Below are 22,840 nucleotides of genomic sequence, written 5' to 3' on the forward strand. Positions count from 1 at the left end.
TTGGGGGGGGGGGGGGGGGGCCCGGCGCCCGCAGGCGCCGGCAACGCTGTGTCAGTTGGGATGGGTCAGGCGGGCGGTGATGCGCAGGCCGGTGAGGGTGTCGTTCAGCCACGGCACCCGCTCGCGGTGCAGACTGGCGGTCATCTGGTCCGCCCAGACCTCGTACCGCTGCAGCAGCGCGTTGGCGCGGGACCGCGCGCTGGTGATCAGACAGTCGCCGAGCGGGTCACCGGGCAGGTTGGACGAGTCGACAGCGGGCTCGCAGGGCACCTTGAGGCTGACCTGGTCGCGCAGCGGCCGGCTGGGGTCGAGCGCGCACGGGGAGGGCCCGCAGAGGGCGTAGTTCCCGCTCGCCCTGGCGTAGGCATTGCCGATCTTGGCGTCGGTCGGCATGTTCACCGGAATCTGGTACTGGCCGAACAGGTTCGCGGACAACACGTCGTCCGAGTCGAGGGCGTTGGGCAGACCCAACCGGGTGTACGCCTGGAGCAGCCGCGCCGTCGTGTTCACCTTCTTCAGGGCGGTGGGCACCGGACCGCTGACCTGGGTGCTCTTCTCCCGAACCCGGTCGTACATCAGCTTCTGCCGGGCCTGGAGGAAACCGCGCAGGGTCGGCGTCAGCGTGGTGTCCAGCGCGGTGTTGTTCACCGCCGTCGCGGCGCTCGCGAAGGCGTACCGGCCGGACGGCCACTTCTGGGTCAGGCCCTGCTCAGGGGTGGTCTCGCTGTCGCAGTTGAACCGCTCGCAGTCGATCTGGTAGACCTGCTCGTCGGGCCAGGTGTAGTCGGCGGTCCGCGAGTTCTGCCAGGCCGCGGCCGAGTTCAGCCGGAACCGGCTGTGGATCTGCAACCGCAGCTTGCCGTAGTAGCGAACCACCCCGGTGCCGTAGCCCGTCGTCCGGGTGTGCACCCAGCTCGGTGTGTAGCAGTAGCCGACCTCGGGCAACTCCCGCACGCCGGCGGGTGGCTCGTCGAGGCGCGGGGTGTACGCGTACTGGAGTGCCCGCACCACGTTCGACATCAGGTCGTAGCGGACGTTGCTGGGCCGGTCGATCTGCCTGCTGCCGCTACACGAGGGCACCGTCGCCTCGTCGGCCTTCGCCGGCGCCGGGGCGAGCGGCTTGTCGGTGTCCCAGAACAGGTCGTAGTTCTTGAGCGTCTTCACCTGAACGCCATTGCCGTCGGGCTCATAGCGGACCTGGATCTCGTTGGTCCGAAAGGCGGCGAGCGCGGTCGACAGCTGGGCGGCGTACGTCGGGTTCTGCAGCATCAACATGGCGTACGCCTGCGCGCCAAGGTTCCACACCGTCGGGTTGCCGACCGGCGTCGACGGTTCGACCATCGACGGGTCACGTCCGCTGGCGACCCGGGCCAGGTAGTTGATCGAGCGGGCCTCGCCGAAGCTGTTCAGGACGGTGGTCGGGTCGATCGCCGGGTTGTCGGCGTCGGTAGCGGGCACCACGAAGGCGGCACCACTGGCCAGTTGCGTCGAGGTCAGGTGGAATTCGTTCTCCGGGCCGACGAACTCGTTGTACGTCGGGATGGGTTGACCGAAGTTCTCCAGGTAGCCGAGGTACCTGTTGATGTCGGCGCGGGCGTCGTGCAGGGTGGCGTCGCCGATCGCGGCCAGCACGGTGGCGGCGATGTCCTCCAGGCGCAGACCGAGTTGGGCGACCTGCTGCTGGACGAGGGTGATCTGCGCGGTGTTGCCGGCGATCGCCGCGTTCAGCTTGTCGAACTGGGCCATCATGTTCGCGTACACCGTGTTGATCTGCGCCTCGACCCGCGCGAAGCTGGCCCGCATCTCGTCGCCGAGGGCCCGCACCTCGTCGCGCAACGCTTTGACCTGGGCGAGGATCTGCGCGTCCAGCGACGGGCGCGCTGACGGCCGCCGCCTGCCGGACCGCGGACCACACCCTGGCGAGAGCGTCATCGCGGCCGCGCAGCCACTGGGCGGTCCGTAGCGCGCCGGATGCGGGTTCCTCGCGGGAGTCCCACGGTTCGACCGTCCTGCCGATCACTGATCCGACCAGGCCGTTGATCTCTGGCGAGGTCCGGGTGTCGCCGCCGGGTGTGCCGAGCAGGATGTCGACGGACTTGAGCAGCAGGTCCTGTTCGGGCAGCAGCAGGTCGAACGCGGTCAGCGCGTCGTCGAGCAGCTGCTGGCGTGCGGTGAGCTGGGTCTGTGCCTGTTCGGTCGTGGCGTTCGGGTGCAGTCGGTGCCACTGGACGAATTCCGCCTGCGGGACGAGGACGGGGACGGGATCGGCCGACGCGGGCTCGCCGAAGAGCACGCCTGCCGCCGTGACCGCGATCATCGCCAGCACGGCGGTCCCGCGCCGGGTGCGCGTGGAACGTTTGCTTGTCATGCCGCGAACGTATTGAGCGGCCTGAAAGGGCGCTGAAACCGCGCTGATTCGCGCGGGCTGCCGCTCAGTCGGTGGCCGGTGACGCGATGGGCGCGTCGAGGGCCGGCGTCACGACGGCGAGCCAGCCGGTATTGCCGACTCATTGGCGCGCATCTATAGTTCGCGGACCACAACAATCATGGCCGTGGTGACGCGGCCGGGTCGTCGAAGCGCTTCGACGATTCGTCGTTCAGGCCCGTCAGCCGGGTGTCGAGCCTGGTCACGCCGGTCTCGGCGCCCGCTGGGCGTCTGTCGTACGACATGAGGAGAACCGCATGCGGAACTGGCGCCTTCGGCGCGGCATCACCGCGCTCGCGCTCGCCCTGCTAGCCCTACCGGCCGTTCCCGGCACCGCGCTGGCCGAGCCCACCTACCCGTTCCGAGATCCCCGCCTACCCGTGAACGCCCGAGTCGACGACCTGCTCGGCCGCCTCACCCAGGACGAGAAGATCTCCTGGCTGCACCAGTACCAGCCGGCCATTCCCCGGCTGGGCATCGGCCTGTTCAAGACCGGCACCGAAGCGCTGCACGGGGTGGCCTGGTCCACCGACATCGACAACAACGGCGCGGTGGTCAAGGCTCGCGGCACCGTCTTCCCACAGCCGGTGGGCATGGCGAGCACCTGGAACACCGACCTGATCCAGCAGGTCGGTTCGGCCGTCGGCGACGAGGCGCGCGGCTACCACGCGCAGAACCCCCGGGTCTGGGGGCTGAACCTCTGGGCGCCGGTGGTCAACCTGCTGCGCGACCCCCGGTGGGGCCGCAACGAGGAGGGCTACTCGGAGGATCCGCTGCTCACCGCCGCGATCTCCACCGCGTACGGCTCGGGAATGACCGGCGGTGACCCGAACCACCTGAAGAGCGCACCGACCCTCAAGCACTACCTGGCCTACAACAACGAGGTCCGGCGCGACGTGACCTCCTCGAACGTCCCGCCTCGGGTGCTCAACGAGTACGACCGGGCCGCCTTCAAACCGGCCATCGCCGCCGACGCGGCGACCGGGATGATGGCCGCGTACAACCTGGTCAACGGACGTCCGGCCACGGTGGACCCGGACCTGGCCACGGTGGTACGCGACTGGACCGACCAGCCGCTGATGAACGTCACCGACGCCTGGGCGCCGAACAACCTGGTCACCTCCCAGGGGTACTACCCGACCCAGGCCGAGGGGAACGCCGCGATCATCAAGGCCGGCCTCAACAGCTTCATCACCGACGACACCAACGCGCAGCCCACCATCACCGCCATCAAGCAGGCGCTCGCCACCGGCCTGCTCACCGAGCGGGACATCGACGCCCGGATCCGCGAGATCCTGAACGTCCGATTCCGGCTGGGTGAGTTCGACCCGGGCGGCGGCCGGTACGGCGGCATCACCCCGGACGTCATCAACAGCCCCGACCACCAGCGGTTGGCCCGGCAGGCCGCCGGCGAGGCGATGGTGCTGCTGAAGAACGAGCGGCAGGCGCTACCGCTGAACCCCGCTCGGACCCGCAAGGTGGCGGTGCTCGGCCCGCTGGCCGACACCCTCTACTCGGACTGGTACGGCGGCGACCTGCCATACCAGGTGACGGCGCTGGACGGCATCCGCGAACGGCTGGGCGCCAAGGCCAGCGTGAGCGGGCTCGACGGTGCGGACCGGATCGCGCTGAAGGACGTGTCGACCGGGCGGTACGTCTCGGCCACCGGCACCACCGACGCCAACCCGGTCCTCGGGACCGGCGCGACCCCGGCACTCGTCGCCCAGTTCGACGTGGTCGACTGGGGGCAGGATGTGGTGACGCTGCGCAACGCCGCCAATGGCCGCTACCTCGGCTACAACTGGGGGCCGTTCGTCACCCGTGACGAGCAGCCGAACGGCTGGTACGTCCAGCAGCAGTTCAAGCTGGAGCCGCAGGCCGACGGGACGGTGGTGCTGCGCTACGTCGGCTACGAAACCAAGGAGAGCTGGTTCGGCGCGGACACGTACCTGACGGTGGGCGACGACGGCGCCCTCAAGCTCGGCGCATCGACCCCGGCCGCCGCGACCCACTTCAGTCGCGAGGTGATCAGCAGCGGAATCGACCGGGCCGTGGCGGCGGCCAAGGCGGCCGACACCGCCGTGCTGGTGGTCGGCAGCAACCCGTTCATCAACGGCCGTGAGGCGCACGACCGGACCTCCACGGCGCTCAGCGCCGGCCAGGAGGCGCTGGTCAAAGCCGTGGCCAGAGCTAACCCGCGGACCGTGCTCGTGCTCCAGACCAGCTACCCGGTCACCATCAGGTGGGAGCAGGAGCACGTACCGGCCATCGTCTGGACCACCCACGCCGGTGCGGAGACCGGTCACGCCATCGCCGACGTCCTCTTCGGCGACCGCAACCCGTCCGGCCGGCTCACCCAGACCTGGTACCGCTCGGACTCGCAACTGCCGCCGGACCTGCTGGAGTACGACATCATCTCGTCCCGGCAGACCTACCTGTACAGCACCGCGAAGCCGCTCTACCCGTTCGGCCACGGGCTGTCGTACACCCGTTTCCGGTACGGCCAGCTGCGTACCGGTGCCCAGCCGGTGGCGGCCGACGGCACCATCACGGCCAGTGTCGACGTGACAAACGTCGGCAGCCGGGCCGGGACCGAGGTCGTCCAGCTCTACACCCACCAGCGCACCTCGCGGGACACCACCCCGATCCGCCAGCTCAAGGCGTTCCAGCAGGTGAAACTCGCGCCCGGGCAGACCCGTACGGTGACCCTGCGCCTGCCCGCCGCGGACCTGGCGCACTGGGACGTCACCCGGAGCCGGTGGGTGGTCGAGTCGTCAGTGCACGACCTGATGGTCGGGGCGTCCGCCGAGGACATCCGGGCCCGCGCCGCGGTCCGGGTCCGTGGCGAGACGATCCCGGCCCGGGACCTGTCCCGGCCCACCAGGGCGGAGAACTTCGACAGGTACGCGGGGGTCCGGCTGGTCGACGAGACGAAGCCCAGCGGTACGGCGGTCGGTGCCACCGCAGCCGGTCAGTGGATCTCCTTCGACGGTTCCGCGCTGCGTCCGGACGCGCGTACCTTCACCGCGAAGGTCGCCAGGGCCGGCGCGGGCACCGGCACCATCCAGATCCGGTTGGGCTCGCCCACCGGCCGGCTGCTCGGCACGGCCACCGTGCCCAGCACCGGCGACGACTACCGGTACGTCAGCACCAGCACCGAGTTGGCCCGAACTGTCGGCACCCACGACGTGTACCTGGTGTTCGACTCCCCGCTGCGGCTGGCGGACTTCTCCATCAGCTGACCGGCCCCGGGCCTCATCGTGCTGTCCCGGTCCGCGTCCAGCTCCCGGCTCAGATCGGTGACGTGATTCGGGATCTTCAGGGGGCGCGGTTGATGCGGCGGCCCGACCCGGGGCAGCCGGTGGGTCGTTCGTGACCGCCAGCGTGGGCCGGTCCAGTAGTTGCGGTGCCTTTGGAGTTGATGCCGTAAACGAATCAGGCGAGGGGTCCCCTGGCGGTGGTGTCGAGACGAACCGCGCGAGGGGACCCCGCAGCGGTGATGTCGTAAACGATTCAGCTCCAAAGGAGCAACGCACTACCTGCGCCCCCTGGACCGGCTGCTTCTGATGGCCGTGGTTGTCGCAGGTCCCGGCCGTCACTCGGACGGGCCCGGCTGGCGGCGACTGGTTGGCCTCCCTGGGCGTGCGAGTAGTCGCTGGCCTCGGCGACGAGAGCCGCAAGGCCGCCCCGTCGCCCCGGATTCGTCGGACGACGCAAGCGGGGGTGTGCGGGCGGCATGGTTGATCTGCCCGATCCGACGGCATTTATACATAGACGCCCCCCAATTGCCGGTTGCATTGGTCAGACGTGTGACCTACGCTCCCAGTAAGAATTTCGGGGCGGTTAACAAAGAGTGCGGTCGGGGCGACGGAAGTCCCCGCCGGCCCTTAGTGGCGTCGCTGTTCCGTACTCGTCGCTCGATACGCACTTTGGGCACCACATCGACGACCAGTGAGAGGAACGGACGTGAAGTCAGCCATATCCACCGCTCGAATGTCATTGTTCGCGGTGGCGGCGCTTGTCGCCGCCACCCTGCCGGCGGTGATGACAAACCAGCTGCCGGCCTCGGCCGCGGCCCAGGCGACCTACTACGTCGCCCCGGACGGTAACGACGCCAACCCCGGCACGCTGCAGTCCCCGTTCAAGACGATCCAACGGGCGCGCGACGTCGTTCGGACGATAAACGCGAGCATGACCGGCGACATCAACGTCTATCTCCGTGGTGGGACCTATCCGGTGACCAGCACTGTCGAATTCGGGGCGAGCGACTCCGGCACCAACGGATTCCGGGTCAGCTACGAGGCCTACCCCAATGAGAAGCCAGTCCTCGACGGTGGCGTCCCGGTGACCGGGTGGACCCAGCACAGCGGCAACATCTGGAAGGCGCCGCTCGACCGCGCCAACAAGCTGCGGGCGCTCTACGTCAACGACAAGCGCGCGTACATGGCGTCGAAGACGATCAGCTCGGCGGGCTGCTACGGGACGTACAACATCACTGCCAACCAGGCCGCGTGGGCCTGGGAGTCGGGCTCGCAGTGCGACGGCGCCAAGTACAGCCTCAACGACTTCCCCGCCGTTCCGCGCAACCAGGACGACATCGAGATCGAGACGGGTACGACCTGGACCACCGCCATCGTGGGCGTTCGCCAGGTGACCACGAGCTCCGACGGCGCGAACCGGGTCGCGCTCTTTCAGCAACCAGGGGCGGCCATCGCGCAGGGCGCGTTCAACGGCAACGCCCAGGTCGGCGGCACCCACAAGCTCATGAACGCGTACGAGTTCCTGGACGCGCCAGGTGAGTTCTATTTCGACAAGGGCACCAAGACGGTCTACTACTACAAGGCCAGCGCCGAGAACATGTCGACCGCGACGGTCTACGCCCCGAACAACGTCACCACAGTGCTCCGGGTCGCCGGCACCTCGACGACCAGCCATGCCCGCAACATCACCTTTTCCGGTCTGACGGTGCGGCACTCGGACTGGAACCTGTTCAACGTCGCCGGCTCGTCCTTCAAGCAGGCGCAGCAGGGCAATCTCGGCGCGCAGGTGTACGCGAAGGGCAACTTCCACGTCTACTACTACCGCAACGTGGACGTCACCCCCGGCATCATCCAGATCCAGAACGCCGACGGCCTCCTGCTGCAACGCAACCGGGTCGAGCACACCGGCGCTGACGGAATCAACATGGTCAACGACGTGCAGAGCACCCAGTTGATCGGGAACGCCACCAACGACATCGCCGGGTCCGCCATCAGCGTCGGCCATCCTCAGCACGTCTACATCGGGGACGGTACGTCGACCAACCGGGAGAAGTACTCCGCGTCGGTCGAGGGGCTACCGAAGAACATCGACATCAAGAACAACTACCTCTACGACAGCGCGGTCCTGTTCAACGGGCACAGCCCCATCTCGGCGTACTTCGCCGACACCCTCACCATCCAGCGCAACCGGATCGAGAAGGCCCCGTGGTCCGGCATCACCCTCGGCTGGGGCTGGTGGAACTTCGACGGGTCGTCCGGCTCGATCGTGCCGAACCGACCGACCACAACGGCGAGAAACAACACCATCAGCTACAACCACATCATTGACACGGTCCAGCGGCTCAGTGACACGGCTCCCATCTACACGCTCGGCAGCCAGCCTGGGACCACGATCACCAACAACTATCTCCAGGGTGTTCCGTCGGGGCACAAGTACGGACTGCACCCGGACGAGGGGTCGGCGTTCATCACGTTCCGCGACAACGTGCTGAGTATCGACAAGAACGTCACCTGGATGATCAATTCAGACGACTTCGGGCGGAAACACGATCTGAGCATCACGCAGATCTACGGCCCCATCAACAAGGTCTCGAACAAGAATCTGCCGAACAGCACGGTCAACGACATCATCGTCTCCTCCGACTATGTCTGGCCGGCGACGGCCTACGGCATCGCCGCGAATTCCGGCCTTGAGGACGCGTACCGGGACATCATCCCGGCGAGCAGTTTCTCCGCACCGAACTATGTGCTGCCGGCCAGCACCTTCGTCGCCAGTGCCACCGCGTCGATCCCGATCCGGAGCCTCGGCGACGCCACCAAATCGGTCTGGTTGGCTCCGTACGGCACGACCACCTTCACCGCCGGGGCGACGATGACCCGGGCGGCCGGCACCGCCACGTCCATCGCCGTGCCGACCACCCAGGGCGAGTACCGGCTCTACGTCGTCGACGCACAGGGCAACCGGTCGGCCGAGTCGACAGCGATCGTCCGGCAGCAGCAGGGCGGCGGCACCGGTACGGGTGCCGGACAACTCGTGGGTGGCCAGTCCGGTCGCTGTGTCGAGGTGCCCAACTCCTCGACTACCAACGGCACCCAGACGCAACTCTGGGACTGCTCCAGCGGCACCAACCAGCGATGGACCCAGACCGCCAGCAAGCAACTGACCGTGTACGGCAACAAGTGCCTGGACGCCTCCGGGGCTGGCACTGCCAACGGCACAGCGGTCATCATCTGGGACTGCCACGGTGGGCTCAACCAGCAGTGGAACGTCAACAGCAACGGCACCGTCACGAACGCCCAGTCCGGGCTCTGCCTCGACGCCAATGGCGCCGCCACCGCCAACGGCACCAAGGTCATCCTCTGGTCCTGCAACGGTGGCACGAACCAGCAGTGGACGCTGCGTAGCTGACCGACCAGACCCCGGGGCCAGGCCGGCACGGGCCTGGCCCCGGCTATTTCTGACAGCCGTAGTTTCGGAAAATGTCGGCTTCGGAGGTGCTGCCGGACCGCACTCGGGTATTGCTGGGCGATGAGGTCGACCTGGAAGCCCCACGAGAAGCACGGCACCCTGTCGGACAAGGACAAGCGCGAGCTGCCGGAGAGCGTCTTCGCGTTCCCTGGGAAACGCAAGGAACCGATGACCGACGCGGGCCACGTCCGCAACGCCATCGCCCGGTTCGACCAGGTGCAGGGCGTCACCGACGAGGATCGCGACCTGGCCTTCCAGAACATCCTCGCCGCCGCCAAGCACTACGGTGTCGATGTCGCCGAGACGAACTGGCGCCAACTCGGCAAACTCCCGCACACGCCGAATCCCGCCCACTGACGCTCCTCGCGCCCGCCCCCGCGCGGGCCGCATCTTTCGCCGGTACCCGGGTAGAACGCCGCCATTGCCAGTACGAGTGGCGGGGGACAGCGTGGACAGCTACCCGGCAGTCGAGAACCACGGTCTGATCGGTGATCTACAGACCGCGGCGCTGATCAGCACGGACGGCACTGTCGACTGGTTCTGCGCGCCCCGCTTCGACTCCCCGAGCGTCTTCGGCGCGCTGCTGGACCGCCGCAACGGTGGCCACTTCCAGCTCTCGCCGGACGGCGTCGACTACACGAGCAAGCAGCTCTACCTGCCCGGTACGCCGATCCTGATCACCCGCTTCCACAGCGCCGACGGTGTGGGTTAGCTGTTGGACTTCATGCCCGTCACCGGCGCGCAGGCCACCGACCAGCACCGGCTGATCCGGCTGGTCCGGATGGTCCGGGGAAGCATGCGGTTCCGTTTCCACTGCCACCCACGGTTCAACTACGGACGCGATCCGTACGAGCTGGAGGTGCACCCCGAGGGTGACGTCTTCCGGAGTCCGACGATGACCCTGACCCTGGCCGCCTTCAAGGGCTCGCTACGCGAGTTCGACGCGAGGGATGTCCGGCGCGACGCCGACGGCGTGTCCGCGTCGTTCAACCTGCACGCGGGCGACATCAGTGGGGTGGTCCTGGAGACGGCCCGCCCCCACGCGCCCCGCGCGCTGACCACCGAGGAGGCGTGCGAACTGCTCGCCGAGACCCGCGACTTCTGGCGGCGGTGGGTGGGCGGTTCCCGCTACAAGGGCCGCTGGAGGGAGGTGGTCGAGCGATCGGCGATGACCCTCAAGCTGATGACGTACGCCCCGACCGGCGCCCTGGTGGCCGCGCCCACCGCGGGCCTGCCCGAGCAGATCGGCGGGCAGCGGAACTGGGACTACCGCTACACCTGGATCCGGGACGCGTCCTTCTCCGTGCACGCGCTGCTGTGCCTGGGCTTCACCGACGAGGCCCAGAAGTATCTGCTCTGGCTCGACGCGCGCATTCGCGACGCCCGCGACGGCGACCTGCCGCTGCAGATCATGTACCGGATCGACGGCTCACCGGACCTCCCCGAGGAGGTGCTGGCTCACCTGGAGGGTACCGCGGATCCGCGCCGGTACGGATCGGCAACGACGCGGCGGGCCAACTGCAACTCGACATCTACGGCGAGGCGCTCGTCTCGTTGGAACTCGCGGATCGCAACGGGCTGATTGCGCCGTACGAGGGGTGGCGCAAGACGGCGGGGTTGATGGACTGGCTCTGTGAGCACTGGGACCAGCCCGAGGACGGTATCTGGGAGACCCGGTCCGGTCGGCAGAACTTCACCTACGGTCGGGTGTTGTCCTGGGTCGCGCTGGACCGGGCCATCCGCATCGCACGACGTCGGGGTCGCCCCGGCGACATCGCCCGCTGGTCCGCCGAACGTGACGCCATCTACGAGCAGGTGATGACGCGGGGGTTCAACCAGGAACGACGCGCATTCGTGCAGCACTACGGTTCCGACATCCTGGACGCGTCGCTGCTGGCGATGCCGGGGCTGAACTTCATCTCACCGACCGACCCGATGTGGGAGTCGACGTTGCGGGCGATGGACACCGGCCTGGTCTCTGACAGCCTGGTCTACCGCTACGACCCGAGCGCCTCGCCGGACGGCCTTACCGGCGCCGAGGGCACCTTCAACATGTGCACCTTCTGGTACGTCCAGGCGCTCGCCCTGGCCGGCCGGCTCGACGACGCCCGGTTGACCTTCGAGAAGATGCTCACCTACAGCAACCCGCTCGGCCTCTACTCCGAGGAGATCGCGCCGACCGGTGAGCAGATCGGCAACTTCCCGCAGGCGTTCAGTCATCTGTCGCTGATCAGCACGGCGGCCCACCTCGACGACCTGCTCGAACAGCAGGGTTGACCGTCCACGTCAGAACAATGTCAGCGGCTCGACCGGGATCGGCTCCGGCAACGGGTCGAGCGCGGGTACGCGTGCCCGTACCTCGTCGTGGAACCGGCGGGCGAGCGCGGGCGCGTCGGCGTTGTCCGGGGTGTGGATGAACATGGTCGGTGAGCGTCCCTCGCGTAGCCAGGTGACGGTCAGGTCGACCCAGCGTTGCCATCCCTCGACCGTGCGCGTCGAGTCGTCGCGCCCGAGGTAGCGGACGATCGGCCGGTCGGTCAGCGCGCGGGACCGGAGTGGCACGCGGGGCTTCTTGGTCCAGGCGTCCCGCTCCGCGTCGCTGGTCGGCGGGCTGGCGAAGAAGGCGGTCGTGTCGAAGGGGATCCACTCGGCGGACGCGGCGGCGAGGGTCGCCCCGAGCAGTCGGGCCGCGCGCTCGTCGGTGAAGAACGCCTGATGGCGGACCTCCACCGCGTACCGGTGGGACCGCGGGAGCTGCTCCAGGAAACGGCCCAGGGCCGGGACGTCGGCGGGCGCGAACGAGCCGGGCAGTTGGATCCAGAGGGCGTGGACGCGCGGGCCGAGCGGTTCGATGGCGTCCAGGAAGGCACGCAGCGGTTCGCCGACGTCGGTGAGTCGGCGTTCGTGCGTGATGACCTTGGGAAGTTTGAGGACGAACCGGAAGTCCGGATCCGTCTGGGCGGCCCAGGAGGCCACGGTGTCCCGGGCCGGGGTCGCGTAGAACGTCGTGTTGCCCTCCACGGCGTCGCACCAGCTGGCGTAGTGCCGCAGGCGCTCCGTCGGCGGCAGCCGGTGGCCGGACCACGACCGGTGGCTCCACATCGCGCACCCCACATGCAGTCGCATGACCGCCCTTCCCGCCGGTGACCGCGCTCGACCGGAGCCCACCGTATCCGGGCCAACGGACCCGGCCGGGCCCCCGGTGCGACGGAGTTGGGGCGGCTGCGGCCCGCCTGGCGACGTACGCCGGGCCGGACGGATCACTTCGTCAACTTTAGGTTGACGGTAGGGGCCCGTCAACTTATGGTTGACGCATGACCGAACCTCTTCAGATGAGCAACACCGTCAAGCTCGACGACCTGATCCAGGCGATCAAGACGGCGCACACCGATGCGCTCGACCAGCTCACCGACGCGGTCATCGCCGCCGATCACCTCGGCGAGGTTGCCGATCACCTGATCGGGCACTTCGTCGATCAGGCCCGGCGGTCGGGGGCCTCCTGGACCGACATCGGCCGCAGCATGGGGGTCACCAAGCAGGCCGCCCAGAAGCGCTTCGTGCCGAAGGCGACAGACACGGCCGCGCTCGACCCCAACGCCGGCTTCGGCCGGTTCACCCCCCGAGCCCGCAACGTGGTGGTCGCATCCCAGGAGGAGGCCCGGGCCAGCGGCAACGCCGAGATCGGCCCCGAGCACCTTGTGCTGGGCCTGCTGGCCGAGCCGGAGGGGCTGGCCGCCCGGGTGATGGCTGGTCGCGGCGCCACCCCCGAGGCGGTACGGGAGGCGGTCGGTGCCGTCCTCCCACCGCGGGCCGAGCAGGTGCCGGACCTCATCCCGTACGACGGGCGGGGCAAGAAGGCGTTGGAGCTGACCTTCCGGGAGGCGCTGCGCCTCGGGCACAACTACATCGGCACCGAGCACATCCTGCTCGCCCTGCTGGAGCAGGAGGACGGCGCCGGCGTGCTCACCAACCTCGGGCTGGCCAAGGCGACGGTCGAGGCCGACCTGGCCGCCGCCCTCGCTGCCGCCGTCGGAAAGAAGTGAGAACCCGGGGTCAGGACGCCTCAGGAAAGCCGTAACGCAGGGCGTGCTCCGGATCGGCTGGGTCGATCTGGCGTACGCCCGCGTCGGCGAGGCGCTTGTTGACCTCGTCGAGTTGCTCGCGCACCAACCGGGCCTCCTCCTCGGTGACCCGGCCCCGGTGTGGCTTTCCGGCGTGCTCCAGCGTGCCGTAGTCGATCTTTTCGGCGCCCTTGCGGGCCTTGGGTGGGCGAACCCGCTCGGCCGTCTTCAACAGCTGCGCCATCGGCATGTCGGTGGCCATCGCGTCGAACTCGCTGGCGGTCAACACCACCCGGCGGGGCTCGCCGCCACCGTGGCGGTCGTGGATCTCCACCACCGCCACGTCCAGCGCGGCGTCGTCGATGTTCTCCACCTCGCCCGGGGTGGCGTCCAACTGCACGGGCCCGGCGACCAGGTCCGGGTGCTCCAGCACGACGACGCGGACCACCTCGTCGTCCTGCTGCAGAACCGTGCCGGTGAAGTCGGAGACGTGGATCGTCTTCTTGCCCATGCGCGGAGCTTCTCCTGTCGTTGGCCGGGATGGCGGACCACAAGAAATTACCCGACAGGTGTGCGAAAGCAGCCGCTGGACCTCTCCGGTGTGTCGCTCCGAGCGCGAACGTCGGCGCGTCAGTGGGTGTTCAGGCGGTGTCGACTGGAACTGCCGGCGGCCAGCTTGTTCAGCCCGGCCCACGACAGGGCTCCGCCGATTGTCCGAGGGGTGCGGTAGCGCGGCTGGGGCGGATTGCCGCCAACGGCCTCCGCCGCCCGCCAGAGTCGCTCGGGGTCCTGCTGGTAGTGGTCGCTCGGCTGAATCGGCATGCGTTAACCGTCCCAAAGAAAGGTGTCCAGGTATGGAAATACATATGACGGTCGATTCGTGCCCCTGGTTCCCGCACCCCCGGCCCACTCAGCCCTGACGTATCCTGCGCCCGGCCCTGCCGTCCGGCGTACGGTGATCCACGACGGGTCGGGGGACGGGGAGGTGCGCATGCTCGACCGGCGACTTCACCTGCACCTGGCCAGCTGGCTCGGCCAGTGGCCGGCCGGGCCGGGCTTGCACGTGGTCGCCTCGCAGCGGCGGGCCGAACCGGCCTGGGACGGCCGGCTACGCCCCGCGCTCGCCGTGGACACCGGGCGGAGCGCCGTGCTCTCGGTGGCGCCGGACCGGGTGGCGGCGATCCGCGCGTTGATTCGCCGTACGCCGGATCGGCTGCTCGCCGCGCTGCCGGAGGCCGTCGGCCGGCCCGAATTCTGCGTGCACGACGGGCCCTTCCGGTGGAGCCGGGCCCCCGCGCCGCTGCCCGATGTGGGGGAGTGGACCGAGCCGACCGCCCCCGGGCTGCCGCCGTGGCTGCGACTCTTCGACCGGCCGGTGCTGGTGGTCCGTGACCCGGACGGCGCCTACCTGGCCGGTGCCGGGATCAAACGGCACGACGCGTACGGGCACGAGTTGGCCGTCGGCACCGTGTCGGCGGCCCAGCGGCGCGGCCTCGCCCGCCGACTGGTGGCCCAGGCGGCCCGGCGGGTGCTCGACGAAGGGGCGGTGCCCACGTACCTGCACGAGCGGGACAATCACGCCTCGGCCCGGGTCGCCGAAGCGGCCGGGTTTCCGGACCGGGGCTGGCGCGCGTACGGGGTCTATCCGCGCTGAGTGGCATTGGGCGCGGACCGTGGATCCCGGGCCGGATCCACGGTCCGCAACCTCCCCCCAGGCCCCGGTTCCGGGTGTAGCGGCCCCGCCGGGGCGGGTCGCTACATGTCGATCACGCTACGTATCGAACAGGCTCTGAGCAAGGTTCAAGCTGTCGATTCGGAGTGTCGAAAAGTGGACTTGACCTGCTTCTTCGCCGACCGACGGTGTCGGCCGGATCAGTGACGGAGCGTGCGAATCAGGTCGAGCGCCTGTCGGGTCACCGGCCGCAGGACCCGGAGCCGGGACAGCGCCACGAGCCGGTCGATGAGTGGTACGGCCCCGTCGATCAGTTGGCGGGTCTTGGTCTGGCCCGGCGATCGGTCGTGCACCCAGTAGAGGACCACGCCCATGTACGCGAGCCAGAGCAGCTCGGGCAGTTGGGGGCGCAGCTCGGCGTCGACCTTGGCCGTGGAGCCGGCCAACACCTCGCCGAAGAGGTCGATGGCCGCCTGTCGAGGGCCGGAGGACTCCGCGGAGAAGGGGCTCAACGGGGAGGTGGGCTCCGCCGCTGTCTTGAAGAAGGTGGCTGCGAATCCGTGTGAGGGCGTCAACACGTCGATTCCCGCATGCAGCACCCCGGCGAGCCGGGGACCGAACGCCTCCTCCCGGTCGAGCACGGGCTGCGCGGAGGCCCGGTGCTCGACCTGGGACTGGGCGTAGAACTCCTGAATCAGGTGGTCCTTGGAACCGAAGTAGTAGTAGGCGTTGCCGACGGACACGCCGGCCTCCTGCGCGATCGCCCGCATGGTGGTCTGGGCGTAGCCGCGTTCGCGAAACAGCCGCATCGCGGTGTCCCGGATCAGCTGCCGGGTCTGCTCGCCCCGGGCGGTGGCTGGGTCACCCGCAGTGGTCGTCTGCGCAGGCTGCTCGGTCATCGGGATCACCGTATCCCGCCGGTTCGTCGGTCGGCTCGGCCCGCGGGTCGCGGATCCGCTCCCTGATCGCCGACGCGGCGGCCACCGTCTGCCGGGCGAGCGGCAGCAGGTGCGGTCGGGCCAGCCGCTCGGCCGTGGAACGATGGTCGGCCAGCGCCCAGAGGCAGGCGAACCAGGCGCCGTCGCCCGCGTACACCTCGCCGGTGTCGGCGATGACGGTGAGGTCCCGCAGCGTGGCGTCGTGGTCCAGGCCGGGGAAACGCCGCCGGGCCTCGGCGGACCCGGCCGGCACGAACTCCAGGGGTACGAGCTGGGCGCGGGACGTCAACCAGCGGCGTGCGGCACGGCAGAGCGGGCAGGCCGCGTCGAACAGGACGGTGAACCCCCGGATCCCACCGCCGGAGTGAGCGGTGGGATCCGGGAGCCGACCGACGCCACCGGTCGGGGGCACGGTCATCGGGTCGGTGGGTTGTGCGTCGGGCCGGCGCCTGGTTGCGGGCCAGCCGGCTGGGGTCCTGCGGGGTGTGCGCCGGTCGGCTGAGGTCCGGTCGGGTACGCGCCGACCAGCTGCGCTCCGGGTGGGGTGGACGGGACGGGGAGTCGGCCGATCGGGGCGAGCGGGGGGTGGGTGGCGAGCTGGCGGAGCCGGTTTCGGCGGTAGCGGCCGAGGGCGAAGACGTTGAAGAAGTGCAGCGCGCCGAGCACCAGCAGCACCAAGCCGATCTTGAGGGACAGCTCTTCCATGGCCTGGCTTGTCGAATCCACCGGGTCGGAGTGCTTCATCGCCACCGTGACGTAGCCGAGGTTGAGCAGATAGAAGCCGACCACCAGGAGGCTGTTGACCGCTCGGGCGAGCCGTTCCTCGGCGAACACCTCCTCCAGGAAGACCTGCCCGTTGCGGGCCAGTGATCGAGCCACCCAGATGGTCAGGCCGACGCTGACCGCGAGGTAGATCAGGTACATCCAGACCTTGATGTCCATGTGGACGCCCTTCTTGAACGTGTTCAACTACCGACGTCATCAGACTAGGCGGATATTGAACATGTTCAAGAGGTGGCGACGAGTGACTGTGGACACTTCGCCGAGGCGCGGGGGCGCGCCATCCGGCCGAGCCCGAGGGCCCGGCCGGAGAACGTCTGGCTCAGCCGGCCAGGCCGAGCGCCTCGGCCGCCGCCCGACCGTTGGCGTGGCTCGCGCCGTAGGTGGTGACGAAGGCGCGTACGCCCGTCGGCCGCCACTGCGCCGGCCAGCCCATCTCCACCACGGTCACCGGGTGCTGGGCCGCCAGGCCGGCGATCAGCTCCGGGCCGCCGGGCAGCCGGTGCAGGTGCCGCCCGACCAGCACGATGGGACGGTCACCGGCCAACTCGCGCAGGGTGGCCGGGTCGGTTTCGGTGGCGATCACCCGGATCTCCGGCACCCCGTCCAGGTGCGGACCGAGGCCCCACGGCACCCGGCCCTCGGCGATCGTCGACTCGGTGTGCAGCTGCACCACCAGTGGCTGGCCCAGGCCGGTGAGCAGGCCGTCCACCCGGATCGCCCGGCGCGCTGCCGCGTACCCCAGCTCGGTGTCGCCGGTGGCCGGCGACCCGCCGGAAGCCCGGGTCCAGGCGGCGAGGTCGGCGGCGCGACCGGCCGCCTCCTCGACCCGCGCCCTCGCCAGTCGGCCGTCGGCGAGCGCGTCGACGATCTCGGCGGCCACCCGCTCGACCAGTTCGGCGTCGACAGTCGCGCCGATGCAGAGCAGGTCGGCGCCCGCGCTCAGCGCCCGGACGGCAGCCGGCCCGACCCCGCCGGCGGCCACCGCGGCACCCTTCATCTCCAGCGCGTCGGTGATGACGGTGCCGGTGAAGCCGTACTCGGCGCGCAGCAGGTCGACCAGGACGGCTCGGCTGAAGGTGGCCGGGTCGGCGCCGGTGAGCGCCGGCACCCGGATGTGCGCGGTCATCACGGCGCGCGCCCCGGCGGCGACCACGGCCGCGAACGGCGGCAGGTCCCGCTGGCGGAGCAGGCTCAGCGGAGCGTCCACGGTGGGCAGTTCGTGGTGGGAGTCGGTGACGGTGGCGCCGTGCCCGGGGAAGTGCTTGGCGCAGGCGGCCACGCCAGCGGCCTGCAACCCGGCCACGGCGGCGGCCGAGTGGGCGGCCACCCGCACCGGGTCCGCGCCGAAGGACCGGGTGCCGATCACCGGGTTGTCGTCGGCGGTGTTGACGTCGACAGTGGGGGCGAGGTTGACGGTGATGCCGAGCGCGGCCAGCTCGGCGCCGATCGACTGGTAGACCCGTCGGGTGAGCGCCACGTCGCCGATCGCCCCCAGGGCGGCGTTTCCGGGGTACGGGCTGCCGGTGGCGTGTGCCAGCCGGGTCACGTCGCCGCCCTCCTCGTCGATGGCGATCAGCGCGTCCGGCCGACCGGCGCGCAGCGCTGCGGTGCTCGCCGCCACCTGCGCGGGGTCGTGCACGTTTCTGCCGAACAGGGTGTGCCCGGCCAGCCCGTCGGCCAGCAGGTCGACCGCCCAGTCCGGCGGGACCGGTCCCGGGTACGCGGCCAGCAGCGTGCCCAGCGCCAGCCGGCGCAGTCCTGGATCCAACCCCACGTGATCTTCCCCTTTCGGTGCCCCCGCGGGTACGAAACGTCCTACCGGTCGTGGTGCTGGCCCTGCCGACTCGGCCGACCGTCCCACCACCTGGTGACCGTTACGCTACGGCTACCCGTTCGCAGGTCGGTTTACAGTTAGCAAAGCTTACTAAAACTAGAGGACGTGTCATGAGTGCGACCCGGCTACCCGGCACCCCCCGCCTGTTGCGGGCGCTCAACGACCGTGCCGCGCTGGAGCTGCTCCTCGAACGCGGCCCGCTGACCCGGGCTCGACTCGGCGAGCTGACCGGGCTGTCGAAGGTCACCGCGTCGCAACTGGTCGAGCGGCTGGAGGAGCGCGGCCTCGTCGCGCGAGTCGGCGAGCAGGCCGGCGGGCGAGGGCCGAACGCCCAGCTCTACGCGGTTCGCCCGAGCAGCGCACACGTGGTCGGCGTGGACGTCGGGCCGGACCGGGTGGTCGCCGCGTGCGCCGACATCACCGGTGCGGTCATCGGCCGGGTGGAGCAGTCGACCCGGGACACCGACGACCCGGTGGGCGTGGTGCACAACGCCGTCGTGCAGGCGGCGAGCAGCGCCCAGGCGCAGCTGAGCAGCGTACGACGCATCGTGCTCGGCACGCCGGGCCTGGTCGACCCCGGCACCGGCGACATCACCTTCGCCTTCAACCTGCCGCGCTGGCACAGCGGCCTGCTCGCCGCACTGCGGGACGACCTGCACACGCCGGTGGTCTTCGAGAACGACGTCAACCTGGCCGCGGTGGCCGAGGCGCAGTCCGGCGCCGCGCAGGGGCTGTCGGACTTCGTGCTGGTCTGGGTGGGCGCCGGCGTCGGCCTGGCGATCATGCTGGGCGGGCGGCTGCACCACGGCAGCAGCGGTGCGGCCGGCGAGATCGGCTACCTGCCGGTGCCCGGCGCGCCCATCCCGCGCGACGTCTCCCGTCGCGCCAAGCCGGCCTTCCAGCAGCTGGTCGGCGCGGACTCGGTGCGCGCGGTGGCCCGCGAGCACGGCTACCCGGACGCCGACGCCGCCGAGGCGGTCCGTGCGGCCGTCGCGGCCGGCGCCGACGGCGCCCCGATGCTCGACGAGCTGGCCCGTCGGTTGGCGCTCGGCGTGGCCAGCACCTGCGTGGTGCTGGACCCACCGCTGGTCGTGCTCGCCGGTGAGGTGGGCCAGGCCGGTGGGGCGGCGCTCGCCGACCGGGTGCAGCAGGAGGTCGCGGCGATCACCCTGGTCCAGCCGCGAGTGGTGCCGACCGGGCTGACCGAGGAGCCGATCCTGCGCGGCGCGCTGCGCACCGCCCTGGACGCGGTGCGCGACGAGGTGTTCGGCTCCACCGTCGGCTGAGCCCGCTGCGGCGGTCATGTGAAGGAATTCTTCACCGCCCGTCCGCAGCGTGCAAGCTCTTGCCGCGTACCGGCCGGTCCGGTCCGCCGGGCCGCCCGGACTCGGGCGACCCGACGGGCCTCGACTCAGATCAAATCGCGGCGGCGGAACACGGCGAACGCCGCTGCGGTCAGCCCGCCGGTGAGCACGAGCAGCACCAACAGCGACGCCCCCCAGGTAATTCCGTAGAACGCATCGCAGTTGGGGCCGGCGCTGCCCGTGCAGAGCCGTTCGTCGTAGAACCGCGCCCCGCCGTTGAGCCACGCCCCGACGTGGCTGGAGAGCATGAACAGGTCCGACTTCGGCGCGTCGATGATTTCCAGGACCAGCCGGGCGCCCAACTCCCAGACCACCGCGTACGCGGCGAACGCGCCGAGCGCCGCCGAGGTGTGCCGACCCAGCGTGGCGATCGCGAAGCCCAGCGTGGAGGCCAACAGCACCAGCAGCAGGCCACGGCCGTGCACCGCGCCGAGCGAACTCCAGAAGTCGCCGTCCAGCCGGCCCGGCAACCCGGCGGTCTGCCCGATCACCCAGAACGTGCCGAGGTAGAACACCGACGCCAGCAGGGCCAGCACCAGCACCGTGCCGAGCAGGGTGCCCAACTTGGCCACCAGCACCGCCATCCGGCGCGGCCGCCAGAGCAGCAGGTTCACCACACCGCCCGAGGTCAGATCCGCGCCGATGTAGGAGGCGCCGACCAGGAACCCGAACAGCACCAGGAACGCGATGAGGAAGTACAGCAGTGGCCGTGCCTGCTCGGCGAAGGTGAACACACCCGGCAGATAGTCGGCGGGGATCGGCAGCCGCTCCTGCCGGATCGGGTCGATCTCCGAGCAGTCGCTGGGGAAGTACCGGTCCGGGGCGGCCGGCAAGGTGCCGTCCTGGCGGGCCAGGCACTCCTGGTGGGTGGCCTCCAGGTCGCGCCGCGCCTCGGCGGCCTGCGACCGCGCCGAATTCAGCTCCGTGACGGTCGGCTTGTGGGAGCCGGCCAGCGTGGTCGCCGCCGTGATGGCGAACGCGAACACCAACAGGACGACCATGAGCTGCACGAAGCGACGCGCGGTCAGTCGCTCCAACTCGGCACGTACCAGGTTCACGCGTCCACTCCCCGATCGAGGTCGATAACAGCTTCGCCCGGTGGCAGCGACGAGTCGTCGACCTGCCGGGGCACCGACAGATGGCCGTACCCGCCGGTCAGCTCCAGGAAGACGCTCTCCAGATCCGGCCGCAGCGGCGTCAGCTCGCCCACCCACAGCCCCTGCTCACCGAGCACCCGGCTGACCACCGTCGGGTCGCTCACCCCGCTCACCACCAACGCCTCGCCGTTCACGACCGCCGCCAGCCCGGCCGCGTGCAGCAGCTCGACGGCCCGCTCCGGCTCGGCCACCCGGACCAGGAACTCGTGCCGGTCGTGGCCCGCCAGCACCTCGTCCACCCGACCGGTCGCGACCCGCCGCCCCCGCGAGATGATCGTGACGTGGTCGCAGATCAGCTGGATCTCGCCGAGGATGTGACTGGACACCAGCACGGTCACCCCGCTGGCCGCCAACGACCGCATCAGGTCGCGCATCTCCCGGATGCCCGCCGGGTCCAGCCCGTTCGCCGGCTCGTCCAGGATGAGCAGCCGTGGGTCCTTCAGCAGCGCGGACGCCACCGCCAGACGCTGCTTCATGCCCAGCGAGTAGCCCTTCACCCGCTCATCGCCGCGATCGTGCAGACCCACCAGATCCAGCACCTCGTCCACCCGTGAGACCGGCACTCCACCGGCGCGGGCCAACAACCGCAGGGTGCGGTAACCGGTGAAGTTACCGAAGAACTGCGGGCTCTCCACGATGGCGCCGACCTGGCCGGCCACCCGGGTCAGCAGCTCCGGCGACGGTTCGCCGAGCACTGTCATCCGGCCACTGTCGGCGCGTACCAGCCCGAGCAGGGCCCGCAGGGTGGTGGTCTTGCCGGAACCGTTGGGGCCCAGGAAGCCGTGCACCTGGCCCGCCTCGACCAGCAGGTCGAACCCGTCCACCGCCACCCGTCTGCCGTTGCGCATGCTGTGGAAGGTCTTGCGCAGACCCTCGATCTCGATGACCGCGCTCATCCGCGCGGTTCCGTACGTCGACGGGACATGGACCGTCCTTCGGGCTTGGTGATCAACGACACGGCGCTTCACCCTATGGCCGAGGCGCCGCCCATGGGGGGCAGCGCGGCCCTGCGTGGTTGGATGGTGCGGTGACTGGTGACCTGATCCCCGGCGCTGCCGGCGCCGCGCCTGCCGCCGCCCCCGTGGACCCGGATCTGGTGGTCAGCCTCGACGGCGTCGGCGTACGCCGCTCTGGCACCGCCCTCCTGCAGGACCTGACCTGGCGCGTCGAACTGGACGAGCGGTGGGTCGTGCTCGGCTCCAACGGCGCCGGCAAGACCACGCTGCTCAACCTCGCCGCCGGCCGGCTGCACCCCACCACGGGTGTCGCGCACGTGCTCGGCGAGCGGATCGGCCGTACCGACGTCAACGAGCTGCGTACCCGGATCGGGCTCACCACCGCCGCGATCGCCGAGCGGCTGCCCGCCGACGAGCGGGTCAGCGATGTGGTGGTGACCGCAGCCTGGTCGGTGGTCGGCCGCTGGCGGGAGAACTACGACCGTGGCGACGAGGCGCGGGCGCGGGCACTGCTGAGCCAACTCGGCGTCGGTGGCCTCGCCGAGCGCCGCTACGGAACCCTCTCCGAGGGGGAGCGCAAGCGGGTGCAGATCGCCCGTGCGCTGATGACCGACCCGGAGCTGCTGCTGCTCGACGAGCCGGCCGCCGGGCTCGACCTGGGTGGTCGGGAAGACCTGGTCGCCCGGCTGGCCGAGCTGGCGTACGACCCGGACGCCCCGGCGATGGTGCTGGTCACCCACCACGTCGAGGAGATCCCGCCCGGGTTCACCCACGCGCTGCTGCTGCGCGAGGGCGGGGTGGTCGCCCAGGGCCTGCTCGCCGAGACGCTGACCGGTGACAATCTGTCCAAGACCTTCGGGCTTCCACTGGTGGTCGAGCGGTCGGGCGACCGCTTCACGGCTCGCGCCGCCTGAGCGTCGG

At 70.1% G+C, this 22,840-nt stretch carries 17 protein-coding genes and 1 pseudogene; 8 read left to right on the forward strand and 10 right to left on the reverse strand.

Annotation, left to right across the window (positions count from 1 at the left end):
• Positions 1 to 51: 51 nt before the first annotated feature.
• Positions 52 to 1,836: a hypothetical protein gene (locus ABZU52_RS00740; protein ID WP_354969003.1), complete on the reverse strand. Its 1,785-nt coding sequence runs from the start codon at positions 1,834 to 1,836 to the stop codon at positions 52 to 54.
• An 846-nt stretch (positions 1,837 to 2,682) separates the two neighbouring features.
• Between ABZU52_RS00740 and ABZU52_RS00745 the strand changes: the two genes are divergently transcribed.
• The 4 genes and pseudogenes from ABZU52_RS00745 (at position 2,683) to ABZU52_RS00760 (ending at position 11,431) form a co-directional block, all read left to right on the forward strand.
• Entirely contained in the window at positions 2,683 to 5,667 is a 2,985-nt protein-coding gene (locus tag ABZU52_RS00745; RefSeq protein ID WP_354969004.1) for a glycoside hydrolase family 3 C-terminal domain-containing protein, read from the forward strand.
• A gap of 751 nt (positions 5,668 to 6,418) precedes the next feature.
• Positions 6,419 to 9,094, forward strand: a complete 2,676-nt coding sequence (locus ABZU52_RS00750) for an RICIN domain-containing protein (RefSeq protein WP_354969005.1) — start codon at positions 6,419 to 6,421, stop codon at positions 9,092 to 9,094.
• 120 nt (positions 9,095 to 9,214) lie between these two features.
• Positions 9,215 to 9,511, forward strand: a complete 297-nt coding sequence (locus ABZU52_RS00755; RefSeq protein WP_354969006.1) for a DUF6582 domain-containing protein — start codon at positions 9,215 to 9,217, stop codon at positions 9,509 to 9,511.
• Positions 9,512 to 9,602: 91 nt separating this feature from the next.
• A pseudogene (locus tag ABZU52_RS00760) lies at positions 9,603 to 11,431 on the forward strand (glycoside hydrolase family 15 protein).
• A 9-nt stretch (positions 11,432 to 11,440) separates the two neighbouring features.
• Here the strand turns inward: ABZU52_RS00760 and ABZU52_RS00765 are convergent.
• Positions 11,441 to 12,256 (reverse strand): DUF72 domain-containing protein, encoded by an 816-nt coding sequence (locus ABZU52_RS00765; RefSeq protein WP_354969053.1) that lies wholly within the window; start codon positions 12,254 to 12,256, stop codon positions 11,441 to 11,443.
• A 212-nt stretch (positions 12,257 to 12,468) separates the two neighbouring features.
• Here ABZU52_RS00765 and ABZU52_RS00770 point away from each other — a divergent pair, with 212 nt between their 5' ends.
• A complete protein-coding gene (locus tag ABZU52_RS00770) occupies positions 12,469 to 13,197 on the forward strand; it encodes a Clp protease N-terminal domain-containing protein (RefSeq protein ID WP_354969007.1) in 729 nt (242 codons plus the stop codon).
• A 10-nt stretch (positions 13,198 to 13,207) separates the two neighbouring features.
• Here the strand turns inward: ABZU52_RS00770 and ABZU52_RS00775 are convergent, their stop codons facing one another.
• Positions 13,208 to 13,726 (reverse strand): hypothetical protein, encoded by a 519-nt coding sequence (locus ABZU52_RS00775; RefSeq protein WP_354969008.1) that lies wholly within the window; start codon positions 13,724 to 13,726, stop codon positions 13,208 to 13,210.
• A 119-nt stretch (positions 13,727 to 13,845) separates the two neighbouring features.
• Positions 13,846 to 14,037, reverse strand: coding sequence for a DNA repair protein (locus tag ABZU52_RS00780; RefSeq protein ID WP_354969009.1), 192 nt, complete (start codon positions 14,035 to 14,037; stop codon positions 13,846 to 13,848).
• Between the two features lie 169 nt (positions 14,038 to 14,206).
• Between ABZU52_RS00780 and ABZU52_RS00785 the strand changes: the two genes are divergently transcribed.
• Positions 14,207 to 14,869, forward strand: coding sequence for a GNAT family N-acetyltransferase (locus tag ABZU52_RS00785; RefSeq protein WP_354969010.1), 663 nt, complete (start codon positions 14,207 to 14,209; stop codon positions 14,867 to 14,869).
• Positions 14,870 to 15,087: 218 nt separating this feature from the next.
• Here ABZU52_RS00785 and ABZU52_RS00790 read toward each other — a convergent pair whose 3' ends face one another.
• The 4 genes from ABZU52_RS00790 to ABZU52_RS00805 form a co-directional block, all read right to left on the reverse strand.
• Positions 15,088 to 15,786: a TetR family transcriptional regulator gene (locus tag ABZU52_RS00790; RefSeq protein WP_354969011.1), complete on the reverse strand. Its 699-nt coding sequence runs from the start codon at positions 15,784 to 15,786 to the stop codon at positions 15,088 to 15,090.
• On the reverse strand, positions 15,749 to 16,243 hold the full coding sequence (locus ABZU52_RS00795; RefSeq protein ID WP_354969012.1) for a DCC1-like thiol-disulfide oxidoreductase family protein: 495 nt from the start codon (positions 16,241 to 16,243) through the stop codon (positions 15,749 to 15,751). Before ABZU52_RS00795 ends, ABZU52_RS00790 begins: the two co-directional genes overlap by 38 nt.
• Complete coding sequence (locus ABZU52_RS00800) at positions 16,240 to 16,794, reverse strand: hypothetical protein (protein WP_354969013.1); 555 nt, start codon at positions 16,792 to 16,794, stop codon at positions 16,240 to 16,242. Before ABZU52_RS00800 ends, ABZU52_RS00795 begins: the two co-directional genes overlap by 4 nt.
• Positions 16,795 to 16,927: 133 nt before the next feature.
• Positions 16,928 to 18,382 carry a glycoside hydrolase family 3 N-terminal domain-containing protein gene (locus tag ABZU52_RS00805; RefSeq protein WP_354969014.1) on the reverse strand — a complete coding sequence of 485 codons (1,455 nt, stop codon included), beginning with the start codon at positions 18,380 to 18,382 and terminating at the stop codon, positions 16,928 to 16,930.
• Positions 18,383 to 18,552: 170 nt separating this feature from the next.
• Here ABZU52_RS00805 and ABZU52_RS00810 point away from each other — a divergent pair, with 170 nt between their 5' ends.
• Complete coding sequence (locus ABZU52_RS00810) at positions 18,553 to 19,728, forward strand: ROK family transcriptional regulator (RefSeq protein WP_354969015.1); 1,176 nt, start codon at positions 18,553 to 18,555, stop codon at positions 19,726 to 19,728.
• 125 nt (positions 19,729 to 19,853) lie between these two features.
• Here the strand turns inward: ABZU52_RS00810 and ABZU52_RS00815 are convergent, their stop codons facing one another.
• Together ABZU52_RS00815 and ABZU52_RS00820 are read right to left on the reverse strand one after the other, a co-directional pair.
• Positions 19,854 to 20,864, reverse strand: coding sequence for an ABC transporter permease subunit (locus ABZU52_RS00815; protein WP_354969016.1), 1,011 nt, complete (start codon positions 20,862 to 20,864; stop codon positions 19,854 to 19,856).
• A complete protein-coding gene (locus tag ABZU52_RS00820) occupies positions 20,861 to 21,859 on the reverse strand; it encodes an ATP-binding cassette domain-containing protein (RefSeq protein ID WP_354969017.1) in 999 nt (332 codons plus the stop codon). Before ABZU52_RS00820 ends, ABZU52_RS00815 begins: the two co-directional genes overlap by 4 nt.
• A gap of 131 nt (positions 21,860 to 21,990) precedes the next feature.
• On the opposite strand from ABZU52_RS00820, the gene ABZU52_RS00825 reads away from it, so the two are divergent.
• Positions 21,991 to 22,833, forward strand: a complete 843-nt coding sequence (locus tag ABZU52_RS00825) for an ABC transporter ATP-binding protein (protein WP_354969018.1) — start codon at positions 21,991 to 21,993, stop codon at positions 22,831 to 22,833.
• Positions 22,834 to 22,840: the final 7 nt, after the last annotated feature.

The sequence above is a fragment of the Micromonospora sp. NPDC005220 genome (assembly GCF_040607895.1).
Lineage (GTDB): Bacteria > Actinomycetota > Actinomycetes > Mycobacteriales > Micromonosporaceae > Micromonospora.

Coding starts and splice junctions, on each gene's coding strand:
- ABZU52_RS00770 (WP_354969007.1), top strand. CDS start 12,469: ATGACCGAACCTCTTCAGATGAGCAACACCGTCAAGCTCGACGACCTG.
- ABZU52_RS00775 (WP_354969008.1), bottom strand. CDS start 13,726: ATGGGCAAGAAGACGATCCACGTCTCCGACTTCACCGGCACGGTTCTG.
- ABZU52_RS00755 (WP_354969006.1), top strand. CDS start 9,215: ATGAGGTCGACCTGGAAGCCCCACGAGAAGCACGGCACCCTGTCGGAC.
- ABZU52_RS00785 (WP_354969010.1), top strand. CDS start 14,207: ATGCTCGACCGGCGACTTCACCTGCACCTGGCCAGCTGGCTCGGCCAG.
- ABZU52_RS00810 (WP_354969015.1), top strand. CDS start 18,553: ATGAGTGCGACCCGGCTACCCGGCACCCCCCGCCTGTTGCGGGCGCTC.
- ABZU52_RS00765 (WP_354969053.1), bottom strand. CDS start 12,256: ATGTGGAGCCACCGGTCGTGGTCCGGCCACCGGCTGCCGCCGACGGAG.
- ABZU52_RS00790 (WP_354969011.1), bottom strand. CDS start 15,786: ATGACCGAGCAGCCTGCGCAGACGACCACTGCGGGTGACCCAGCCACC.
- ABZU52_RS00745 (WP_354969004.1), top strand. CDS start 2,683: ATGCGGAACTGGCGCCTTCGGCGCGGCATCACCGCGCTCGCGCTCGCC.
- ABZU52_RS00780 (WP_354969009.1), bottom strand. CDS start 14,037: ATGCCGATTCAGCCGAGCGACCACTACCAGCAGGACCCCGAGCGACTC.
- ABZU52_RS00820 (WP_354969017.1), bottom strand. CDS start 21,859: ATGAGCGCGGTCATCGAGATCGAGGGTCTGCGCAAGACCTTCCACAGC.
- ABZU52_RS00750 (WP_354969005.1), top strand. CDS start 6,419: ATGTCATTGTTCGCGGTGGCGGCGCTTGTCGCCGCCACCCTGCCGGCG.
- ABZU52_RS00795 (WP_354969012.1), bottom strand. CDS start 16,243: ATGACCGTGCCCCCGACCGGTGGCGTCGGTCGGCTCCCGGATCCCACC.